Source organism: Arthrobacter sp. P4_F10, from assembly GCF_056401435.1.
Genome location: NZ_JBFUJJ010000002.1, coordinates 142,892 through 159,109, shown reverse-complemented (window position 1 = coordinate 159,109; position 16,218 = coordinate 142,892). Strand labels below are relative to the sequence as shown.

Here is a 16,218-nt window from a genome sequence, read left to right as displayed (position 1 = left end):
GGCCGCCCCAGGGCCGGGCATGTGACCTGAAACATTTTGCGCCCGGCCAGCGTCGCCGTATCATTAGTTCTAGTCAAATTGACTATAACTAATCCGGCGGTCGGACCGGATCTGTCCGGGCAGTCCATCGCGGACCCGCCCGGGACCCAAGAGGGCGGGTGGATCACCGTTTACACCACAGCAGCCAACGTCTCGGAGCGCCAGACCGCTCCGCCGTCGTTGGCCATCTCCACTGTGATCTTTGCGCTGCGCCCCAGCGAGCGGTCCGGACGGCCCACGCTGTGGATTCCGCTGGTGCGCCGGATCCGCGAGCCGTTCAAAGGCCTCTGGGCCTTGCCGGGCGGCCCGCTCACGCATTCCGAGTCACTCCAGGACGCCGCCTCGCGGAACCTGCGCGAGACCACGGGGCTGGCCCCGAACTACCTCGAACAGCTCTACGCCTTTGGCGGGCTGCACCGCTCGCCCACCCAGCGCGTCGTCTCGATTGTGTACTGGGCGCTCGTCCAGCCGACGGAGGCCGCGCTCGCCGACGAATCGGAGAACGTGCGCTGGTTCCGTGCCGACGGGCTCGGCGAGCTGGCCTTCGACCACAACGCGATCATCGACTACGCCCTGTGGCGGCTGCGCAACAAGATGGCCTACGGATCCATCGCCTACCACCTGCTGGGCGAGTACTTCACCCTCGCCCAGGTCCGGGAAGTCTACGAGGCCGTCCTGGACCGCGAACTCGATCCCGCCAACTTCCGCCGGCAGGTCAAGGCCACGCCGGAAATCGAAGAAACCGATCACTATCTGCAGGGCGGCAAGCACCGCCCGCCACGCCTCTACCGCTTTACCGGCCGCCCAGGCCTTGACCCAGACAACAGGAGCACACCATGAGCAGCGTCAACACGGCAATCCAGCTGATCACGCGCGAGCAGGCCACGACCATGACGGGGCGCGCGGCCGCCTCCACCTGCAGCCCCGCGCTGGCCCGCGGGCCCTGGGACTACGACCTCGCCGAAGCCCTCGCCGGTGTCCCCGCCTACGGGCCGGGCGCCTCCTCCGCCGACGCCGCGCCGGCCTCGACGCCCCGGCAGGGCCAGCTCCCGGAGGAGTACAAGCTTGCCAGCGACGCCGAACTCGACGCCCGGATCCGCGCCGCCAAAGCGGCACTGGGGGACCGCGCCGTCGTGCTGGGGCACTTCTACCAGCGCGACGAAGTGATCGAGTATGCCGACTTCGTGGGCGATTCCTTCCAGCTCGCCAATGCGGCCCTGACCCGGCCGGACGCGGAAGCGATCATCTTCTGCGGCGTGCATTTCATGGCCGAGACGGCGGACATCCTGTCCCGGCCGGACCAGGCCGTGATCCTGCCCAACCTCGCCGCGGGCTGCTCCATGGCCGACATGGCGGACATCGACTCGGTCACCGAGTGCTGGGAACAGCTTGAGGAAGTCTTCGGCACGGAGCCCGACGCCGACGGCCGGGTCCCGGTCATCCCGGTCACCTACATGAACTCCTCCGCAGCCCTTAAGGGCTTCTGCGGCGAGCGCGGCGGGATCGTCTGCACGTCCTCGAACGCCGCGACGGTGCTGGAGTGGGCGTTCGAGCGCGGCCAGCGCGTGCTGTTCTTCCCGGACCAGCACCTGGGCCGCAACACCGCCAAAGCCATGGGGGTGCCGCTGGAGCAGATGCCGATGTGGAACCCGCGCAAGGACCTCGGCGGCAATGACGAACAGACCCTGCTCGATTCCCGGGTGATCCTCTGGCACGGCTTCTGCTCGGTGCACAAGCGCTTCAACGTTGGCCAGATCGAAAAGGCCCGCGCAGAGTTCCCCGGCGTGCAGGTGATCGTGCACCCGGAATGCCCCATGGAGGTGGTGGACGCCGCCGATTCCGCGGGCTCCACCGACTTCATCAAGAAAGCCATCGCCGCGGCCACCGAACCCACCACGTTTGCGATCGGCACCGAGATCAACATGGTGAACCGCCTCGCGGCGGAATACCCGCAGCACACCATCTTCTGCCTGGACCCGGTGATCTGCCCCTGCTCCACGATGTACCGCATCCACCCCGGCTACCTTGCCTGGGTCCTGGAAGCGCTCGTCCGCGGTGAGGTGCTGAACCGCATCACCGTGGAAGAGGACGTTGCCGCCCCGGCAAAGGTGGCGCTGGAACGCATGCTGGCGGCGCGGCCGTGACCAGGCGGCTGGTGATTGTCGGCAGCGGGGTTGCGGGGCTCTACGCCGCGCTGCTCGCCACCGGAAGCGGCCGTGACATCGAGGTGGTCCTCCTGAGCAAGGGGACGCTGGAGCAGAGCAACACCTTCTACGCCCAGGGCGGCATCTCCGCCGTGCTGGCCCCGGAGGATGCCGCCCCCGGGGACTCCGTGGCAGCACACATCGCGGACACGCTCGCCGCCGGTGCCGGGCTCAACGACGCCGAGGCAGTCCGTGTCCTATGCACCGAGGCCGTCCGGGACATCGCCGGCCTGGGCCGCTATGGCGTGCATTTCGACGCGGGTCCCGACGGCGGACCGGCCCTGGGCCTGGAAGCGGCGCACTCGGCGCCGCGCATCCTGCACGCCGGCGGGGACGCGACGGGCGCCTGCATCGCCCGCGGGCTCGTCGCCGCCGTCCTGGAACGCGCAGTCCTGGATCGTGCTGTCCACGGCCGGCTCCGGGTGGAGACCAGCGCGTTCGTCACCGAACTCCTGACGGAACCGGATGCTCTGTCACAGCCCGGCGGCACGCCCCCGACGCCGGCCCGGGTCACCGGCGTGGCCTACCTGGCCGGCGGACGGCCCCAGCAGCTCGCTGCCGACGCCGTCCTGCTCGCCACCGGCGGTGCCGGGCGGCTGTTTGCCCGCACCAGCAATCCCTCCGTCGCGACCGCCGACGGGCTGGCCCTGGCCTGGCGTGCCGGCGCCGCGGTGCGGGACCTCGAGTTCTTTCAGTTCCACCCCACCACCCTTGCCGCCCAGGAGGTCCCTGGCGGCCCGCCGGCCCTGCTCATCTCCGAAGCGGTCCGCGGCGAGGGGGCGGTGCTGCTGGATTCCGCGGGATACCGCTTCATGCCGGACTACCACCCCGATGCCGAGCTGGCCCCCCGCGACGTCGTCTCCCGCAGCATCGCCCTGCACCTGTCGGCCACCAGGGCCGCGCTGGACAGCCCGGTCTACCTGGACGCCCGTGGCGTCGAGGCAGAGAAGGGTGCGGGCTTCCTGGCCCGGCGGTTCCCGACCATCACGGCCGCCACCCTCGCCGCCGGCTACGACTGGACCGCGGAGACGGTACCCGTGTCCCCGGCCGCCCACTATTGGATGGGCGGCGTGTGCACCGACCTGAAGGGCCGCACATCGGTTCCGGGCCTGTATGCCGCCGGCGAGGTCGCCCGCACGGGCGCGCAGGGGGCAAACCGGCTGGCGAGCAACTCGCTGCTTGAGGGCCTCGTGTTCGGCCGCCGTGCGGTGGAGGACTTCCTGCGTGCGCCCGTGCCGGAGGCGGCCTGGCTCTCGCCGGCACGCGGGGACCTCCAGCCGGGCAGCCATGTCCCGCCCGCGGCGGCCGTTACCCCAGAGGCTGCTACCCCAGAGACAGGCGGCACCGGCGCGGCGGAGGTTCCGTTCACCCGCGCGGCCCTGGGGAGACTCATGACCGCGGCTGCGGGAGTCACCCGCACGGGCGCCGGCCTCGACGCCGCCGCGCTCCAGCTGGCGCAGTGGGCCGCCGGCCCTGAAACCGCCGGCCTTGAATGCGGAGTCCACGCCGGGCCCAGCGCCGGACACAGCGCCTGTCTCGGCCAGGATGCCCATGAGGACCGGAACCTGCTGCTGGCTGCGGAACTCCTCGTGGCGGCGGCCCGGCAGCGCACACAATCCGTCGGTGCCCATTACCGGGCCGACACGGACGCCACCTCAGCCCTCACCCATTCCATGCAAAGGATTTCCTCGTGACCACCACTGCCCACGCAACCGCTTCACCGGAAACCGCAGCCCCGGAAGCCGTGCCCTCCCGTGCCGCGGCGCTCGCCGGGAGCCTGCCCGAGGCCGCCGTCCTGGCCGTCCTCCGCATGGCGCTGGACGAGGACGCCCCGTACGGGGACATCACCTCGCAGGTGCTCATCCCCGCGCAGGCGCGGGCGACTGCGGTGCTCAATGCCCGCGTTCCCGGCGTGCTGAGCGGCGGGGAGGTCTTCACCGCGGCGATGAAGCTGACCGACCCGGGCGCCGTCGTCGAACTGCTGGTCAACGACGGCGAGGCCTTCGCCGCCGGAACCGCACTGGCCCGGGTGACCGGGAACGCCCGCGCCGTGCTGCTGGCCGAACGCGTCGGCCTGAACCTGGTCCAGCGGATGAGCGCCATCGCCACCAGGACGGCCGAGTTCGTGGCGCTCGTGGACGGCACCGCGGCGCGGATCACAGATACCCGCAAGACGACGCCGGGGCTGCGGGTGCTGGAACGCTACGCCGTGCGCTGCGGCGGCGGCGCCAACCACCGCTTCAGCCTGTCTGACGCCGTCCTGGCCAAGGACAACCATCTGGCGGTCCTCACCGGCGGTGATCCGGCGAAGCTGACCGCGGTGCTGCGGGGCGCCAAGGCGCAGCTTGGCCATACAACACACTTCGAAGTGGAAGTGGACACCATCGAGCAGATCGAGCCCGTACTTGCGGCCGGGGTGGACACCATCATGCTGGACAACTTCTCCCTGGCCGAGCTGGCGGCCGGCGTCGAACTGGTGGGCGGCCGGGCCCGTGTCGAAGCCAGCGGCAACGTCAATCTCGCCACCGTGGCGGACATCGCGGCCACGGGGGTGGACGTCATCTCGATCGGGGCCCTGACGCACAGCGTCACGGCCCTGGACCTCGGCCTGGACATTGAGCTGGATGTCGAGCCCGTTCCTGCCCCGGAACAGACGGCCGGCTGAGGCGCACCGTGATCTTCCTCGACGCCGCGGCCACCACACCGGTCCGCCGAGAGGTGCTGGAGGCCATGTGGCCATACCTCACGGGCGAGTTCGGCAACCCGTCAAGCCATCACTCCCTGGGTGAGGCGGCCGCCACGGCGCTCGCCGGGGCACGCACCGCAACCGCCAAGGCCCTGGGCTGCCGCCCCGGGGAAGTCGTCTTTACCTCCGGCGGCACCGAAGCTGACAACCTCGCCGTCAAGGGCATCGCCCTGGCCCGGCGCGCCGCCGATCCGCGCCTGGACCGGGTGGCGATCAGCGCCGTCGAACATCCCGCGGTGGAAGAATCCGCCAGGTACCTCGAACGGGTGCACGGCTTCGCGGTCGACGTGATCCCTGTGGACCGCTTCGGGCAGGTGACGGAAGAGGCCCTTGCCGCGGTGCTGCAGCCCGGGACGGCCCTGGTCAGCATCATGTACGCGAATAACGAGGTAGGCACGGTCCAGCCCATCGCCTGGCTCGCGGCGCTGGCCCGCGCCCACGGCGTCCCGTTCCACACCGACGCCGTCCAGGCGGCCGGCTGGCTGCCGCTGGACACCGGCGCACTGGGCGTTGACGCGCTGAGCATTTCCGGCCACAAGCTGGGCGCGCCCAAAGGCAGCGGCGCGTTGTTTGTCCGCGGACGGGTCCGGCTTGAACCGCTGGTCCACGGCGGCGGGCAGGAGCGCGGCCGCCGTTCGGGAACGGAAAACGTCGCCGGGGCCGTGGCGCTGGCGACAGCCCTGACGCTGCCCCGGGAACCGGCCGGGCGGGTCTCTGCCCTCCGCGACGGGTTTATAGACGCCGTGCTGGCCGGTGTTCCCGGTGCGCTGCTCACCGGGCACCCCACCGAGCGGCTGCCCTCGGTGGCATCTTTCTGCTTCCCGGGCACCAGCGGCGAGTCCGTGCTGCTGGAACTCGAGCGCCAGGGCGTCATCTGCTCCAGCGGGTCCGCGTGCGCGGCAGGTTCGGATGCGCCGTCGCCCGTGCTGCTGGCCATGGGCATCGAGCCCGAGGTCGCCCAGTCGGCGGTGCGCTTCAGCTTCGACTCGACCGTCACGGCAGCGCAGTTGCAGGAGGCGGCGGCCGCGGTCCGCACGGCCGTCGGCAGCGTCCGCTCCCTTGGGGAAGCTAGCGGTGGCGGGCGCGGCGGAAGATCCAGTGCCGCAGCATCGTGAACCGCACCGCGGTCGCGGCGAAGCCGGAGATCGTGGTGGTCCACAGCTCCTCGGCCACGGTGGCATCCGGGTCGATCCAGTGCAGGACGGCCAGGCTGCCGCCGGTGATCAGGAGCGCGACGAGGATCACGATCAGGCCGTTGAGGTGGTCCCGCTTCATCCGGCGGCGCTCGGTGATCTTGAACGTCAGGCGCCGGTTGAGGGCGGTATTCATGAACGATGTCAGGACCAGGGCCGCCGCGTTGGCCGGCTGGGCCCCGAGCCAGGGCCGGGACAGGGCGTACAGGGCCAAGGAAGTCAGGGTACAGACAACCCCGACGCCGGTGAACCGGATGAGCTGCCGGACCACCGGGTAGCGGAGGATTCCGCGGTGGCGGCGGGCGGTCTGGCCGCGGACGACGGCGGCGGCAGGAGCCTGCTGTTCGAGCTGGGTCTCCATCCGCTCAGTACAGTTCGCCCACGGGGATGTCCACGGCCAGCCGGTTCTCCGGGCCCGCAAGGGGACATGCCCAGGCTTCGTTGTAGGCGCAGGAGGGGTTGTAGGCGAAATTGAAGTCCAGGACGAATTCGGCCTGGGGCCCGGAGCCCCGCACGCCGTGGAAAGCCCCCTTGATGGTGTCCAGGAGGTAGCGTCCCGCGCCGTAGCTGCCGCCGGGCTGGCCGGCGGTGGCGTCACGGAACGGCACGAAGATGCCGCCGCCGTAGCCCCTGAGCTTCCAGACTGCGAGCTGTCCCATCTCGGGAAGGTCGAAGGTGCCCAGCCGCACAAACCGGACCAGGCCGTCAGTCCCGGTCTCCACATTCATCTCCCGGCCGGCGCCCTCGAGGGTCAGCGGGACATGGAAACGGTAGATCGGATCGTAGTCCGCCGTCTTCAGGCCGCCGAAGCTGGCCTTGGCTTCTGCCGTCAGCGCCGAGGCCGGGTGCGTGCCGAACATGCGGTCCCGCTCCTGGCGCCAGTACGAATGGGCCTCCGCCGGGCTGTCCGCGGCAATCTTCCGCGTGGTGGCATAGAGGGCAAAGGTCCGCAGCCGCCAGTCCGCGATATCGAGCGCTGACATGCCTGCCACGTCGCCCTGGTCCCCAAAGTGCGTTCGGTCAATGTCATGTTCGGCCATGCCCCCAGCGTATCCGCTTTCCCGGGGCCGAAATTTGGGCCCCGGATTCCGGGCCGGACCCCCGCGCCGAATAACCCGTTCCGGCGGACCATCCAGCCGTAGACTTTCGCCCATGCGCAACCCCCTGCAGAACGCGGCCGCCGGCAATACCCTCAAGAGCCCCGGGGCCACGCCGGGCAGCGCGGGGTACACACCGGGCAGCGCCGGCGAAACACCGGGCAGCGCCGGGCGCGCGGCAGCGTCGCTGGCGGAGCTCGTGACGTACCGGACCGTATCCTCCCGGGCCGTGGCCGGGGTGGAGACAGACCAGTTCGAGGCCTTCATCGCGGCACTGCCACGGCTGTACCCGGCCGTCCATGCCGCCCTGGAACTGGAGCGCGTCAACGGCCACGCCCTCCTGTACCGCTGGCCCGGCAGCGCCTTGGCGGAGGACCCAGCGGCCGCGCAGCGCGCCTCGGTGCTGATGGCGCACTACGACGTCGTCCCGGCGGGCGACCCAGGACAGTGGACGCAGGCGCCGTTCTCCGGCCACAACGACGGCACCTTCCTGTGGGGCCGCGGGACACTCGATGACAAGGGCCAGCTCGTTGCCATCCTGGAGGCGGCCGAGAGCTTGCTCCGGGCGGGGCATGCCCCCGCGCATGACCTCTACTTCTCGTTCGGCAACAACGAGGAGACGGCCGGCAACAGCGCGGCGGCCGCCGCAGACCTGCTGGCCGGCCGCGGTGTGTTGCCCTGGCTCGTGCTGGACGAGGGCGGTGCCGTCGCCGGCGGTGCCTTCCCGGGGGTGAGCCGCCCGGCCGCCGTCGTCGGCGTGGCCGAAAAGGGAATCCTGGACGTGGAGCTGCTGACCCGGGACCAGGGGGGACACGCCTCCACGCCGCCGCGGATGGGCGCGACGGCCCGGCTGGCCCGCGCCATCACCCGGATCGAGCGCAGCCCGTTCCCGCAGTCGCTGCCGGAGGTGACCGCGGAGATGCTGCGCCGCTTCTGCCCGCACACGCCGCCGCCGCTGCGAACCGTGTTCGCTAACGTCGCCCTGCTCCGGGCGCCGATCACCTGGCTCTTTGGCCGGCTCGGCAACGAGACCAACGCGATGACCCGAACCACCGTCGCCATCACCACCCTCGAAGGCAGCTCCGGGGCGAACGTCCTCGCCGCCACGGCCAAGGCCAACGCCAACATCAGGGTGGCGGTGGGGGAGACCGTCGAGGGCACCGTGGCACGACTGCGGAAAATCATCCGCGACCCGAAAGTCGAACTGCGCGTCGTGGAGGGCAACGGCCCGTCCCCGGTCTCCCCGAACTCCGCGCAGTGGGAACTGCTGGCGGACTGCATCGGGCAGGTCTTCCCCGAGGCGATCATCACCCCCTACATCATGATGGGCGGCACGGACTCGCGCCGCTTCACCGGGATCTGCGGCACCGTGTACCGCTTCGCGCCGTTCTTCATGGATGTCCGGGCCCGCGGTTCCATCCACGCCGTTGACGAGAAAATTTCCCTGGAGACGCTGGACCGGGGCGTCCGCTTCTACGAAACACTGATGCGGGAACTCTGAGTCATGCGGCGCCCCGGCTACGCTGGCACCATGACTGGGACGGCCCCTTTCGGAGGATCAGGCACCGCCGGAGTCCGGAGCGCTCTGCTGCGCACCGGCGCGGCGCTCGCGGTGGCGGCAGCCCTGACGGGCTGCAGCAGCGACGGCAAGGGGACGCCGGTCTGGACTGCAGGCAGCAGCGCGGCGGACGGTACCACTGACAGCGAGAGGCAGTCTGCCACCACTGGTCCCGCACCGTCGGGCCCGCCATCCTCGGCCGGCGCTGCCGCCACCCCCGGCTCGAGCGCGGGGGCCTGGAAAGTCTTTACCGACCCGGCAAAGACCGTCAGCTTTGAGGTGCCGCAGGACTGGATCGTCCAATCCGTTGCTCCAGACTCGGGTGCGCTGCCGGGGGCACTGAAGATCACCGTGAAGGACGCTGAAGGCGGCTACCTGGCCACCTTGCAGACCGGTCTGCCGCCGCAGCCTGCGCCGGCCTGCGCTGACGGCGCCGCACGGGACTACGTCGTGGTCAGCAGCGTGCCCGTTGACCTCCCGCACGCCGGCGGCGAGGGAACCATTGACCCGCACGTGGTCTTCCGGGTTATCCAGGGCTACAAGTACTTCGGCTCCTACGGCATCACCAACGTGGTGGGCGGCACCGGCGGCAAGAGCTGCGCGTTGCAGAATGTGGTCCGTGGCGTGGCCGGCAAGGGGGACTATTCGTTTGGGGACCTGACGGTGCTGAAAACGCTGGCGCCTGACCAGAAGGTCGCCCCCGCAAAGGCGTTCGACACTCTCGACCAGGCGGCCAAGTACGTCAATGAGGGGTCCGAATTCGCCAACGTCCAGCGGATGCTAATGTCTCTGAAGATCAAAAACTAGTCCCGCCCACCCGCACATCCCCGGGCCGTTGGCGGCGACTTCCCCTGCACCCACCTCACATCCCACATCCCGGAGATACGGAGATACATGGAACGCGCCGTAGCCGCCCGCCTGGCCTTCAAGACCGTTGCCGAGACCAAGGTGGCTCTCGCCGTGGCCGTGGCCCGGAACGGCGGGTACGGGTCGGTCGAAGAGTCGCTCACGGTAACCGCGGGAGGCGAGGACGTGCCGGTGACCGAACTCTCGGACCATCACGGCGGGCGCTTCCACTACATGGAATTCGCCGAACCCACCGAAGTGCTGGTTGAGTATTCGGCCACCGTCACCGGCTTCGCCCGGCCCGAGGAACCTGGGCTCATGGAACTGATCCGCTATGTCCGGCCCAGCCGCTACGCGGAGTCGGACCGGCTGCTGCCGACTGCCTATGCCGAATTCGGCGGGCTTCAGGGCGAAGAGCTGCTCCACGCCATCCGCAACTGGGTCTTCAGCGAACTGCGCTACGTCAGCGGATCCTCGCGGGGGACCGACGGCGCCGTCGAAACCCTGCTGCACCGCCGCGGCGTCTGCCGGGACTTTGCCCACCTCGCCATTGCCCTGCTGCGCTCCAAGAACGTCCCGGCCCGGCTGGCGGCTGTCTATGCCCCGGGCCTGACCCCGATGGACTTTCACGCCGTCGCCGAAGCGCACATCAACGGCGCCTGGCACGTCATCGACCCGACGGGGCTGGCGCCGCGGGAGAGCATGCTGCGGATCACAGCCGGGCGCGATTCCTCGGACACCGCATTCCTGTCCACCGTCGGCGGCAGCCTGTCGCTGAAGGAACTCAGCGTCACCGCCGTCGTCGATGAGCTGCCGCTGGAAGACCCGGCGAAGCTCGTCACCATCCAGTAGGCTGCGCCGGCCAGCGGGCCGGCGCAGGGTCTTAGCGCAGGGTTTCAGACGGTCTTAGCGCACGGCGACCGAGGCGCGGAGCTTTTCGGTCAGCCGCAGCAGTTCCTGCTGTTCGGCGGCGGAGAGGGCCGGGCCCACGAGCGCGGCGATGTCGCGCACGTGTTCCCGGCCGATCTGCTTCTGCAGGTCCCGTCCGGCATCGGTGAGCCGGATGAGGATCCCGCGGCCGTCCTCGGGGGCCGGTGTCCGTTCGACCAGCCCGCGCTTTTCGAGCCGCTCCACCAGCCGGCTCAGGCTGGACTGGCTCAGCAGGACGTTGTCGTTGAGCTCGTTCAGGCGCAGCCACCCGGAGGGGCAGCGCGAGAGCGTGAACAGGACGTCGTACTCATTGAGCGCCAGGGCTTTGAACGCCGGCGCCGCCTGCAGCTTGCGCATCACCGCCACCTGGGCCCGGAACAGGGATTCCCACGTTTCCGCGGCCAGGCGTACCGGCGATTCTGTGGTCCTGGCCGCCATCATGAGCCCTTGCTGGTGGTCTCTGCCGCGGCGGCGTCGGCGTCGGTGGGTCCCGCTGCCAGCGCGGCGGCCACCCGGCCGGCGTGCGTCGGCGGTTCCGGGACATGCGCGGGCTTGAGCGCGGCATACTCCTTCCGCAGCACCGGCAGCACTTCTTCGCCGAACAGATCCAGCTGCTCCAGGACGGTCTTCAGCGGCAGGCCGGCGTGGTCGATCAGGAAAAGCTGGCGCTGGTAGTCGCCGAAGTACTCCCGGAACGTGAGGGTCTTTTCGATCACTTCCTGCGGGCTGCCGACCGTCAGCGGGGTCTGGGACGTGAAGTCCTCCAGCGAGGGGCCGTGGCCGTAGACCGGGGCGTTGTCGAAGTAGGGGCGGAACTCCTTGACAGCGTCTTGGGAGTTCTTCCGCATGAAGAACTGGCCGCCGAGTCCCACAATGGCCTGGTCCGCCTTGCCGTGGCCGTAGTGCTCGTAGCGTTCGCGGTAGAGGCCGATCAGCTGCTGGTAGTGCTCCTTGGGCCAGAAGATGTTGTTGGCGAAGAAACCGTCACCGTAGTACGCCGCCACTTCGGCGATCTGCGGTGTGCGGATCGAGCCGTGCCACACGAAGGGGGCGACGCCGTCGAGCGGACGAGGGGTGGAGGTGAAGTTCTGCAGCGGGGTACGGTGCTTGCCGGACCAGTTGACGGTGTCCTCATCCCAGAGGCGGCGCAGCAGGGAGTAGTTCTCGATCGCGAGTTCGATCCCGTCCTGGATGTTCTTGCCGAACCAGGGGTAGACAGGGGCGGTGTTGCCCCGGCCCAGGACCAGGTCCACGCGTCCGTCCGCGAGGTGCTGGAGCATCGCGAAGTCCTCGGCGATCTTCACCGGGTCATTGGTGGTGATCAGTGTGGTGGCCGTGGACAGGATGATGCGCTCGGTCTGGGCCGCGATGTACGCGAGCGTGGTGGTGGGGGAGGAGGAGAAGAACGGCCGGTTATGGTGCTCGCCCAGGGCGTAGACGTCCATGCCGATCTCTTCGACCTTCTTGGCGATCGCCACGGCGGCCTTGATGCGCTCGTGCTCGGTCGGTGTGCGGCCCGTGGTGGGGTCGGTGGTGATGTCGCTGACGCTGAATACGCCGATCTGCATGGTGTGCCTTTCCGTGGCCGGGGTGATCCGGGATCTGCTTCTACTATAACCAATTTACATGCATTTGCATCTATCGACGGGTATAACGCCCGCCACGGGGGAATATTCCCGCACCGTCCCGGCCGGGTTTCCCGGCTCGTCTTCCCGGCCGCGTTGCCGCCTGTGGCAGGAGCCCGGGCCTAGGATGCAATCAATCGGCTGGCCGTGAGGTGCCCGGCCCGCCCGGAAGGCCCCATGCGACGTGTCGTAGCTTTTCTGTGTCTGGTGGAGCTCACCAGCGGAATCCTGCAGGGCTATTACACGCCCATCCTCACCGATATAGCCCGGCACCTGGGGATCCACGACGCCGACGTCAACTGGTTCGAGGCCGCTCAGCTCATGGTCAGCGCCCTCGCCGTGCCGGTACTGGCCAAGCTGGGGGACATGTACGGGCACCACATCGTGATCGGCAACCGCTGCTCCATGGGCGTGGACGCCTGGGTCAACTACGGGGCGACGATGCGCGAAGGTTCGCCACTCGGGGCCGACGCCTTTCTGATGAAGGGTGAAGACGTCCCGGAGAACGCAACATTTTCCGGCAACCCGTCGCGCGAAGTGATGATCCCCGCCGCACCCGCAGCCCTCGCGGCCCTGGTGTCCAGCGGGCCCCGCCACAGGGACGCCGCCGCGGCAACTGGTGGGCGCCTGAAGCTCTCGAAGGGAACGCACGGAACCCACGCAGCCCACGGTGCCCACGCGGCCCGTGCTGCAGCCAACGCGGCCCACGGGACGCACCGGGCAACGCGGGACAAGGCAGGAACGCCGAGTTCTGGTTCCTAGTGCGAACCGGTTGGCACGGGAGCGTCTTCGGGGAAGTCGTCCGGGAAGTCCTCGGTCACGGCCGGCCCGGAATGGCGTCCGCGGCGCAGCGACTTCTGTAGCGCCTTGCGCTCACGCCGGCCTTCCACGAGCCGGTACAGCACAGGGACCAGGATGAGTGTGAGGGCGGTCGAGGAGATCAGGCCGCCGATCACCACGATCGCCAGGGGCTGGGAGATGAATCCGCCGCCGCCGGTGAGTCCGAGCGCCATTGGTGTCAGAGCAAACACCGTGGCGAGCGCCGTCATGAGGATGGGGCGCAGGCGCTGGCGGGCGCCGTGCGTGATAGCGTCCGCCACGTTCATCCCGGGTTCGCCGTTGCGCGGCTGGCGGTACTGGTTGATGAGGTCGATCAGCACAATCGCGTTGGTCACCACGATGCCCACGAGCATCAGCATGCCGATCAGCGACGGCAGCCCCAGCGGCACCCCGGTCACCACGAGCAGGGCGATGGCGCCTGTCGCGGCGAACGGGACGGAGACCAGCAGGATCAGCGGCTGGATGAGGGATTTGAACGCAGCCACCATGATCACGTAGACGATCGCGATGGCGGCCAGCAGCGCGAGTCCCAGCTGGCGGAACGAATCGGCCTGCTGCGTCGTGGCGCCACCGATCGTGGCGGTCACCCCGGTCGGCAGCTGCACTGACTTGAGCCGGTTCTGCACCTCGGTGCTGACCGCGCCGAGGTTGGAGCCCGACGGCGTCACCGAGACCCGCGCGGTGCGCTGGCCGTTGCTGGCGGTAATGGAGACGGGGACGTCCACCTGCTCCACCGAGGCGACGCTGCCGAGCGGGACGGTGCCGGCCGCCGTCGGCAGCGGGATCTCCCGGACCGCGTCGATGCTCGTGAAGCGGGTTCCCTCGCCGATCCGGACCGGGAAGTCGTTGGTGTCGATGCGGACAGTCCCGGCCGGAATCGGGCTGATCGTGGCGGCCAGCACCCCGGCCACGCGCTCCTCGTTCAGGCCGGCCGCGACGGCCTTGGCCCGGTCCACCTTGACCTGGACCACCGGCTGGCTGGCGGCCAGGTTGGTGGCCACCTCGCTGCTGCCGGGAACGCCGTCCATGGCCTTGACCATTGCGTCGCTGGCGGTCCGGAGATCGGCGGTGGTGGCGGCCTTGAGGGTGATGTCCACGGTCGACGACGTGCCGAAGCCGCCCTGCTGGGAACCGACCGTGATCTTTCCGGCGTCGCCGAGCTTGGAGAGTTCGCTGCGGACGGTGTCCTGGAGCTTGCCCTGGTTGGCTTTCTCGTCCGTCACCACGGTGAAGGTCGAATTCGACGCGCCGGACGAGAGCAGGGCCGAGAAGCCGGTCTGGGCGTTGCCGGTGGTGGCCTGGACGTCCTTGATCCCGTCGATGCCCCGCAGGGTGTCCTCAACCCGGATCGCCGATGCGCTGGCCTCGTCAAGGCTGGTCCCCGCCGGCAGGGCCTGCTTGACGGTCATGCTGTTCTCGCCGGAGCGGCCCAGGAGGTCGGTGGCGAGCAGCGGTGACATCGCCACGGTGCCGGCAAGCACCAGGGCCGCGGCGATAAGTGTGAGGACCGGGTGCCGCTGCGTACCGGCCAGGACGGGCAGGTAGCCGCGCTGCAGCAGCGTGCTCTGCTCGGCCTCGTGCGCCTTGGCGGCAATGTCAGCGGCAGAACCGGCCGGGGAGCCTGTGACGGCGGGTGTGCGCAGGAACCAGTAGGCCAGCACCGGCACGATGGTCAGCGAGACCAGCAGCGAGGAGAGCAGGGCGATGGTCACGGTCAGGGCGAACGGCCGGAACAGCGCACCGGCCAGATCGCCGACGAAGGCGATGGGCAGGAAGACGGCCACGGTGGTCAGGGTGGACGCCGTGATGGCGCCGGCGACTTCGCGGATGGCGGTCACGATCGCGGTGATCTTGTCCTCGCCGTAGCTCAGGTGCCGTTTGATGTTTTCGATGACAACGATCGAGTCGTCCACCACGCGGCCGATTGCGATCGTGAGCGCGCCAAGGGTCAGGATGTTGAGCGAGTAGCCGGTGGCCGAGAGCCCGATGAACGTGATCAGCAGGGACAGCGGGATGGACACGGCCGTGACCAGGGTTGCTCGCACGGACATCAGGAACACCAGGATCACCAGGACGGCGAAGCCCAGTCCCAGCAGGCCCTCGGTGGTGAGGTCCTTGATGGACTTCTCGATGAACGGCGCCTGGTCGAAGACCGGGGTGAACTTGGCATTGGAGCCGAGCTCGGCCTCGAGCTGCGCGATGGCGTCCTTGACCGCATGGGAGATCGCGACGGTGTCGCCCTCGGGCTTCTTGGTCACGGACAGGGCGAGGGTTTCCTTGCCGTTGGTCCGTGTGATGGACGTGCGGGCGTCCTCGACGAGGCTGACATCTGCCACACTGCCGATGGTCGCCGCATCGCGGGCCGCGCCCAGGGGGAGGGCCTTGATGGCGTCGAGGGAGTCCACCGGGCTGCCGATCTGCAGCGAGAGGGTCTTGCCCTGTTCCTCGATGGTGCCGGCCGGAACCAACGCCCCGTTGTTCTTCAGCGCGTCGCTGATGGACTGGATGCCCGCGCCCGACGCGGCCAGGTCCTTGGGCCGCGGCAGGATCTGGATGTGCTGCGTGGCGCCGCCGGTCACGTCGGCGCCCCTGACGCCGTCGAGCTTCTGCAGTCGGGGGACGCTGAGCCGGGCGAGATCGGCGTTGAGTTCACTGAGCGGTTTGTCCGAAGACACGGCCAGGAACACGATCGGGAAGTCGCTGATGCTCCCGGCGATCGCCTGCGGCTGGACGTCCTTCGGCAAGGCCTGCTTGGCGTTGGAGATGGCGCGGTCGATCTGGTTCCGCGCCCGGTCCAGGTTGGAGCCGTACGTGAACGCCAGGGAGATCTGGGAGACGCCGTTCCGGGACGTCGACGACGTCGACTCCAGGCCCTCGACGCTGTTCAGTGCCTTTTCCAGCGGGGCACTGATCTGCTTGTCCACCACTTCCGGCGACGCGCCGGGCATCGAGGAGATGACCGTGATCTGCGGGAACTCGATGGAGGGGATGAGCTCCTGCTTCAGCGAGGACATCGTGATCACGCCGAACACGGACGCGAACACCGTGATCAGCGCGATCAGGGCCCTGTTGGCGAGAGACAGCTTTGCAAGCCGGAACATCTCATGGTCTCCTGGTGGGTCGAGGGCGTCCTGCACAAC

Annotated in this window: 13 protein-coding genes and 1 pseudogene; 9 read left to right on the top strand and 5 right to left on the bottom strand. The window is 69.3% G+C overall.

The window, feature by feature from the left end:
* The first annotated feature begins 162 nt into the window (after positions 1-162).
* The 5 genes from AC1DR1_RS03600 (at position 163) to AC1DR1_RS03580 (ending at position 6,104) form a co-directional block, all read left to right on the top strand.
* Positions 163-879, top strand: coding sequence for an NUDIX hydrolase (locus tag AC1DR1_RS03600; RefSeq protein ID WP_229993872.1), 717 nt, complete (start codon positions 163-165; stop codon positions 877-879).
* The gene (nadA, locus tag AC1DR1_RS03595) at positions 876-2,183 is read left to right on the top strand and encodes a quinolinate synthase NadA (protein ID WP_476992188.1); all 1,308 of its coding nucleotides are present in this window, start codon (positions 876-878) and stop codon (positions 2,181-2,183) included. The genes AC1DR1_RS03600 and nadA overlap by 4 nt, the downstream gene beginning before the upstream one ends.
* Positions 2,180-3,937, top strand: coding sequence for an L-aspartate oxidase (gene nadB, locus AC1DR1_RS03590; protein WP_476966700.1), 1,758 nt, complete (start codon positions 2,180-2,182; stop codon positions 3,935-3,937). The genes nadA and nadB overlap by 4 nt, the downstream gene beginning before the upstream one ends.
* Positions 3,938-4,053: 116 nt before the next feature.
* On the top strand, positions 4,054-4,908 hold the full coding sequence (gene nadC, locus AC1DR1_RS03585; RefSeq protein ID WP_229993873.1) for a carboxylating nicotinate-nucleotide diphosphorylase: 855 nt from the start codon (positions 4,054-4,056) through the stop codon (positions 4,906-4,908).
* Between the two features lie 8 nt (positions 4,909-4,916).
* On the top strand, positions 4,917-6,104 hold the full coding sequence (locus tag AC1DR1_RS03580; RefSeq protein ID WP_476966699.1) for a cysteine desulfurase family protein: 1,188 nt from the start codon (positions 4,917-4,919) through the stop codon (positions 6,102-6,104).
* Here AC1DR1_RS03580 and AC1DR1_RS03575 read toward each other — a convergent pair.
* A complete protein-coding gene (locus AC1DR1_RS03575; protein ID WP_476966698.1) occupies positions 6,058-6,543 on the bottom strand; it encodes a GtrA family protein in 486 nt (161 codons plus the stop codon). The genes AC1DR1_RS03580 and AC1DR1_RS03575 overlap by 47 nt on opposite strands.
* A 4-nt stretch (positions 6,544-6,547) precedes the next feature.
* The gene (locus tag AC1DR1_RS03570) at positions 6,548-7,222 is read right to left on the bottom strand and encodes a DUF1684 domain-containing protein (RefSeq protein WP_476966697.1); all 675 of its coding nucleotides are present in this window, start codon (positions 7,220-7,222) and stop codon (positions 6,548-6,550) included.
* Positions 7,223-7,334: 112 nt separating this feature from the next.
* Here AC1DR1_RS03570 and AC1DR1_RS03565 point away from each other — a divergent pair, with 112 nt between their 5' ends.
* The 3 genes from AC1DR1_RS03565 to AC1DR1_RS03555 all read left to right on the top strand — a co-directional run bounded on the left by AC1DR1_RS03565 (position 7,335) and on the right by AC1DR1_RS03555 (position 10,535).
* The gene (locus AC1DR1_RS03565; RefSeq protein ID WP_229993868.1) at positions 7,335-8,780 is read left to right on the top strand and encodes a M20/M25/M40 family metallo-hydrolase; all 1,446 of its coding nucleotides are present in this window, start codon (positions 7,335-7,337) and stop codon (positions 8,778-8,780) included.
* 30 nt (positions 8,781-8,810) lie between these two features.
* The gene (locus AC1DR1_RS03560; RefSeq protein WP_364748059.1) at positions 8,811-9,644 is read left to right on the top strand and encodes a hypothetical protein; all 834 of its coding nucleotides are present in this window, start codon (positions 8,811-8,813) and stop codon (positions 9,642-9,644) included.
* Between the two features lie 87 nt (positions 9,645-9,731).
* Positions 9,732-10,535, top strand: a complete 804-nt coding sequence (locus AC1DR1_RS03555) for a transglutaminase-like domain-containing protein (RefSeq protein WP_476966696.1) — start codon at positions 9,732-9,734, stop codon at positions 10,533-10,535.
* Positions 10,536-10,589: 54 nt separating this feature from the next.
* On the opposite strand, the gene AC1DR1_RS03550 is transcribed toward AC1DR1_RS03555, so the two are convergent.
* Together AC1DR1_RS03550 and AC1DR1_RS03545 are read right to left on the bottom strand one after the other, a co-directional pair.
* Positions 10,590-11,051, bottom strand: coding sequence for a MarR family winged helix-turn-helix transcriptional regulator (locus AC1DR1_RS03550; RefSeq protein ID WP_229995744.1), 462 nt, complete (start codon positions 11,049-11,051; stop codon positions 10,590-10,592).
* The gene (locus AC1DR1_RS03545) at positions 11,051-12,181 is read right to left on the bottom strand and encodes an LLM class flavin-dependent oxidoreductase (protein WP_476966695.1); all 1,131 of its coding nucleotides are present in this window, start codon (positions 12,179-12,181) and stop codon (positions 11,051-11,053) included. The genes AC1DR1_RS03550 and AC1DR1_RS03545 overlap by 1 nt, the downstream gene beginning before the upstream one ends.
* A 234-nt stretch (positions 12,182-12,415) precedes the next feature.
* On the opposite strand from AC1DR1_RS03545, the pseudogene AC1DR1_RS03540 reads away from it, so the two are divergent.
* Positions 12,416-12,619, top strand: a pseudogene (locus tag AC1DR1_RS03540) (MFS transporter); the annotation flags it as partial.
* Positions 12,620-12,996: 377 nt separating this feature from the next.
* Here the strand turns inward: AC1DR1_RS03540 and AC1DR1_RS03535 are convergent.
* Positions 12,997-16,179 carry an efflux RND transporter permease subunit gene (locus tag AC1DR1_RS03535; RefSeq protein WP_476992187.1) on the bottom strand — a complete coding sequence of 1,061 codons (3,183 nt, stop codon included), beginning with the start codon at positions 16,177-16,179 and terminating at the stop codon, positions 12,997-12,999.
* Between the last annotated feature and the right edge of the window lie 39 nt (positions 16,180-16,218).

Coding starts and splice junctions, on each gene's coding strand:
- AC1DR1_RS03565 (WP_229993868.1), top strand. CDS start 7,335: ATGCGCAACCCCCTGCAGAACGCGGCCGCCGGCAATACCCTCAAGAGC.
- AC1DR1_RS03535 (WP_476992187.1), bottom strand. CDS start 16,179: ATGTTCCGGCTTGCAAAGCTGTCTCTCGCCAACAGGGCCCTGATCGCG.
- nadC (WP_229993873.1), top strand. CDS start 4,054: ATGGCGCTGGACGAGGACGCCCCGTACGGGGACATCACCTCGCAGGTG.
- AC1DR1_RS03545 (WP_476966695.1), bottom strand. CDS start 12,181: ATGCAGATCGGCGTATTCAGCGTCAGCGACATCACCACCGACCCCACC.
- nadA (WP_476992188.1), top strand. CDS start 876: ATGAGCAGCGTCAACACGGCAATCCAGCTGATCACGCGCGAGCAGGCC.
- AC1DR1_RS03570 (WP_476966697.1), bottom strand. CDS start 7,222: ATGGCCGAACATGACATTGACCGAACGCACTTTGGGGACCAGGGCGAC.
- AC1DR1_RS03550 (WP_229995744.1), bottom strand. CDS start 11,051: ATGGCGGCCAGGACCACAGAATCGCCGGTACGCCTGGCCGCGGAAACG.
- AC1DR1_RS03555 (WP_476966696.1), top strand. CDS start 9,732: ATGGAACGCGCCGTAGCCGCCCGCCTGGCCTTCAAGACCGTTGCCGAG.
- AC1DR1_RS03560 (WP_364748059.1), top strand. CDS start 8,811: ATGACTGGGACGGCCCCTTTCGGAGGATCAGGCACCGCCGGAGTCCGG.
- AC1DR1_RS03575 (WP_476966698.1), bottom strand. CDS start 6,543: ATGGAGACCCAGCTCGAACAGCAGGCTCCTGCCGCCGCCGTCGTCCGC.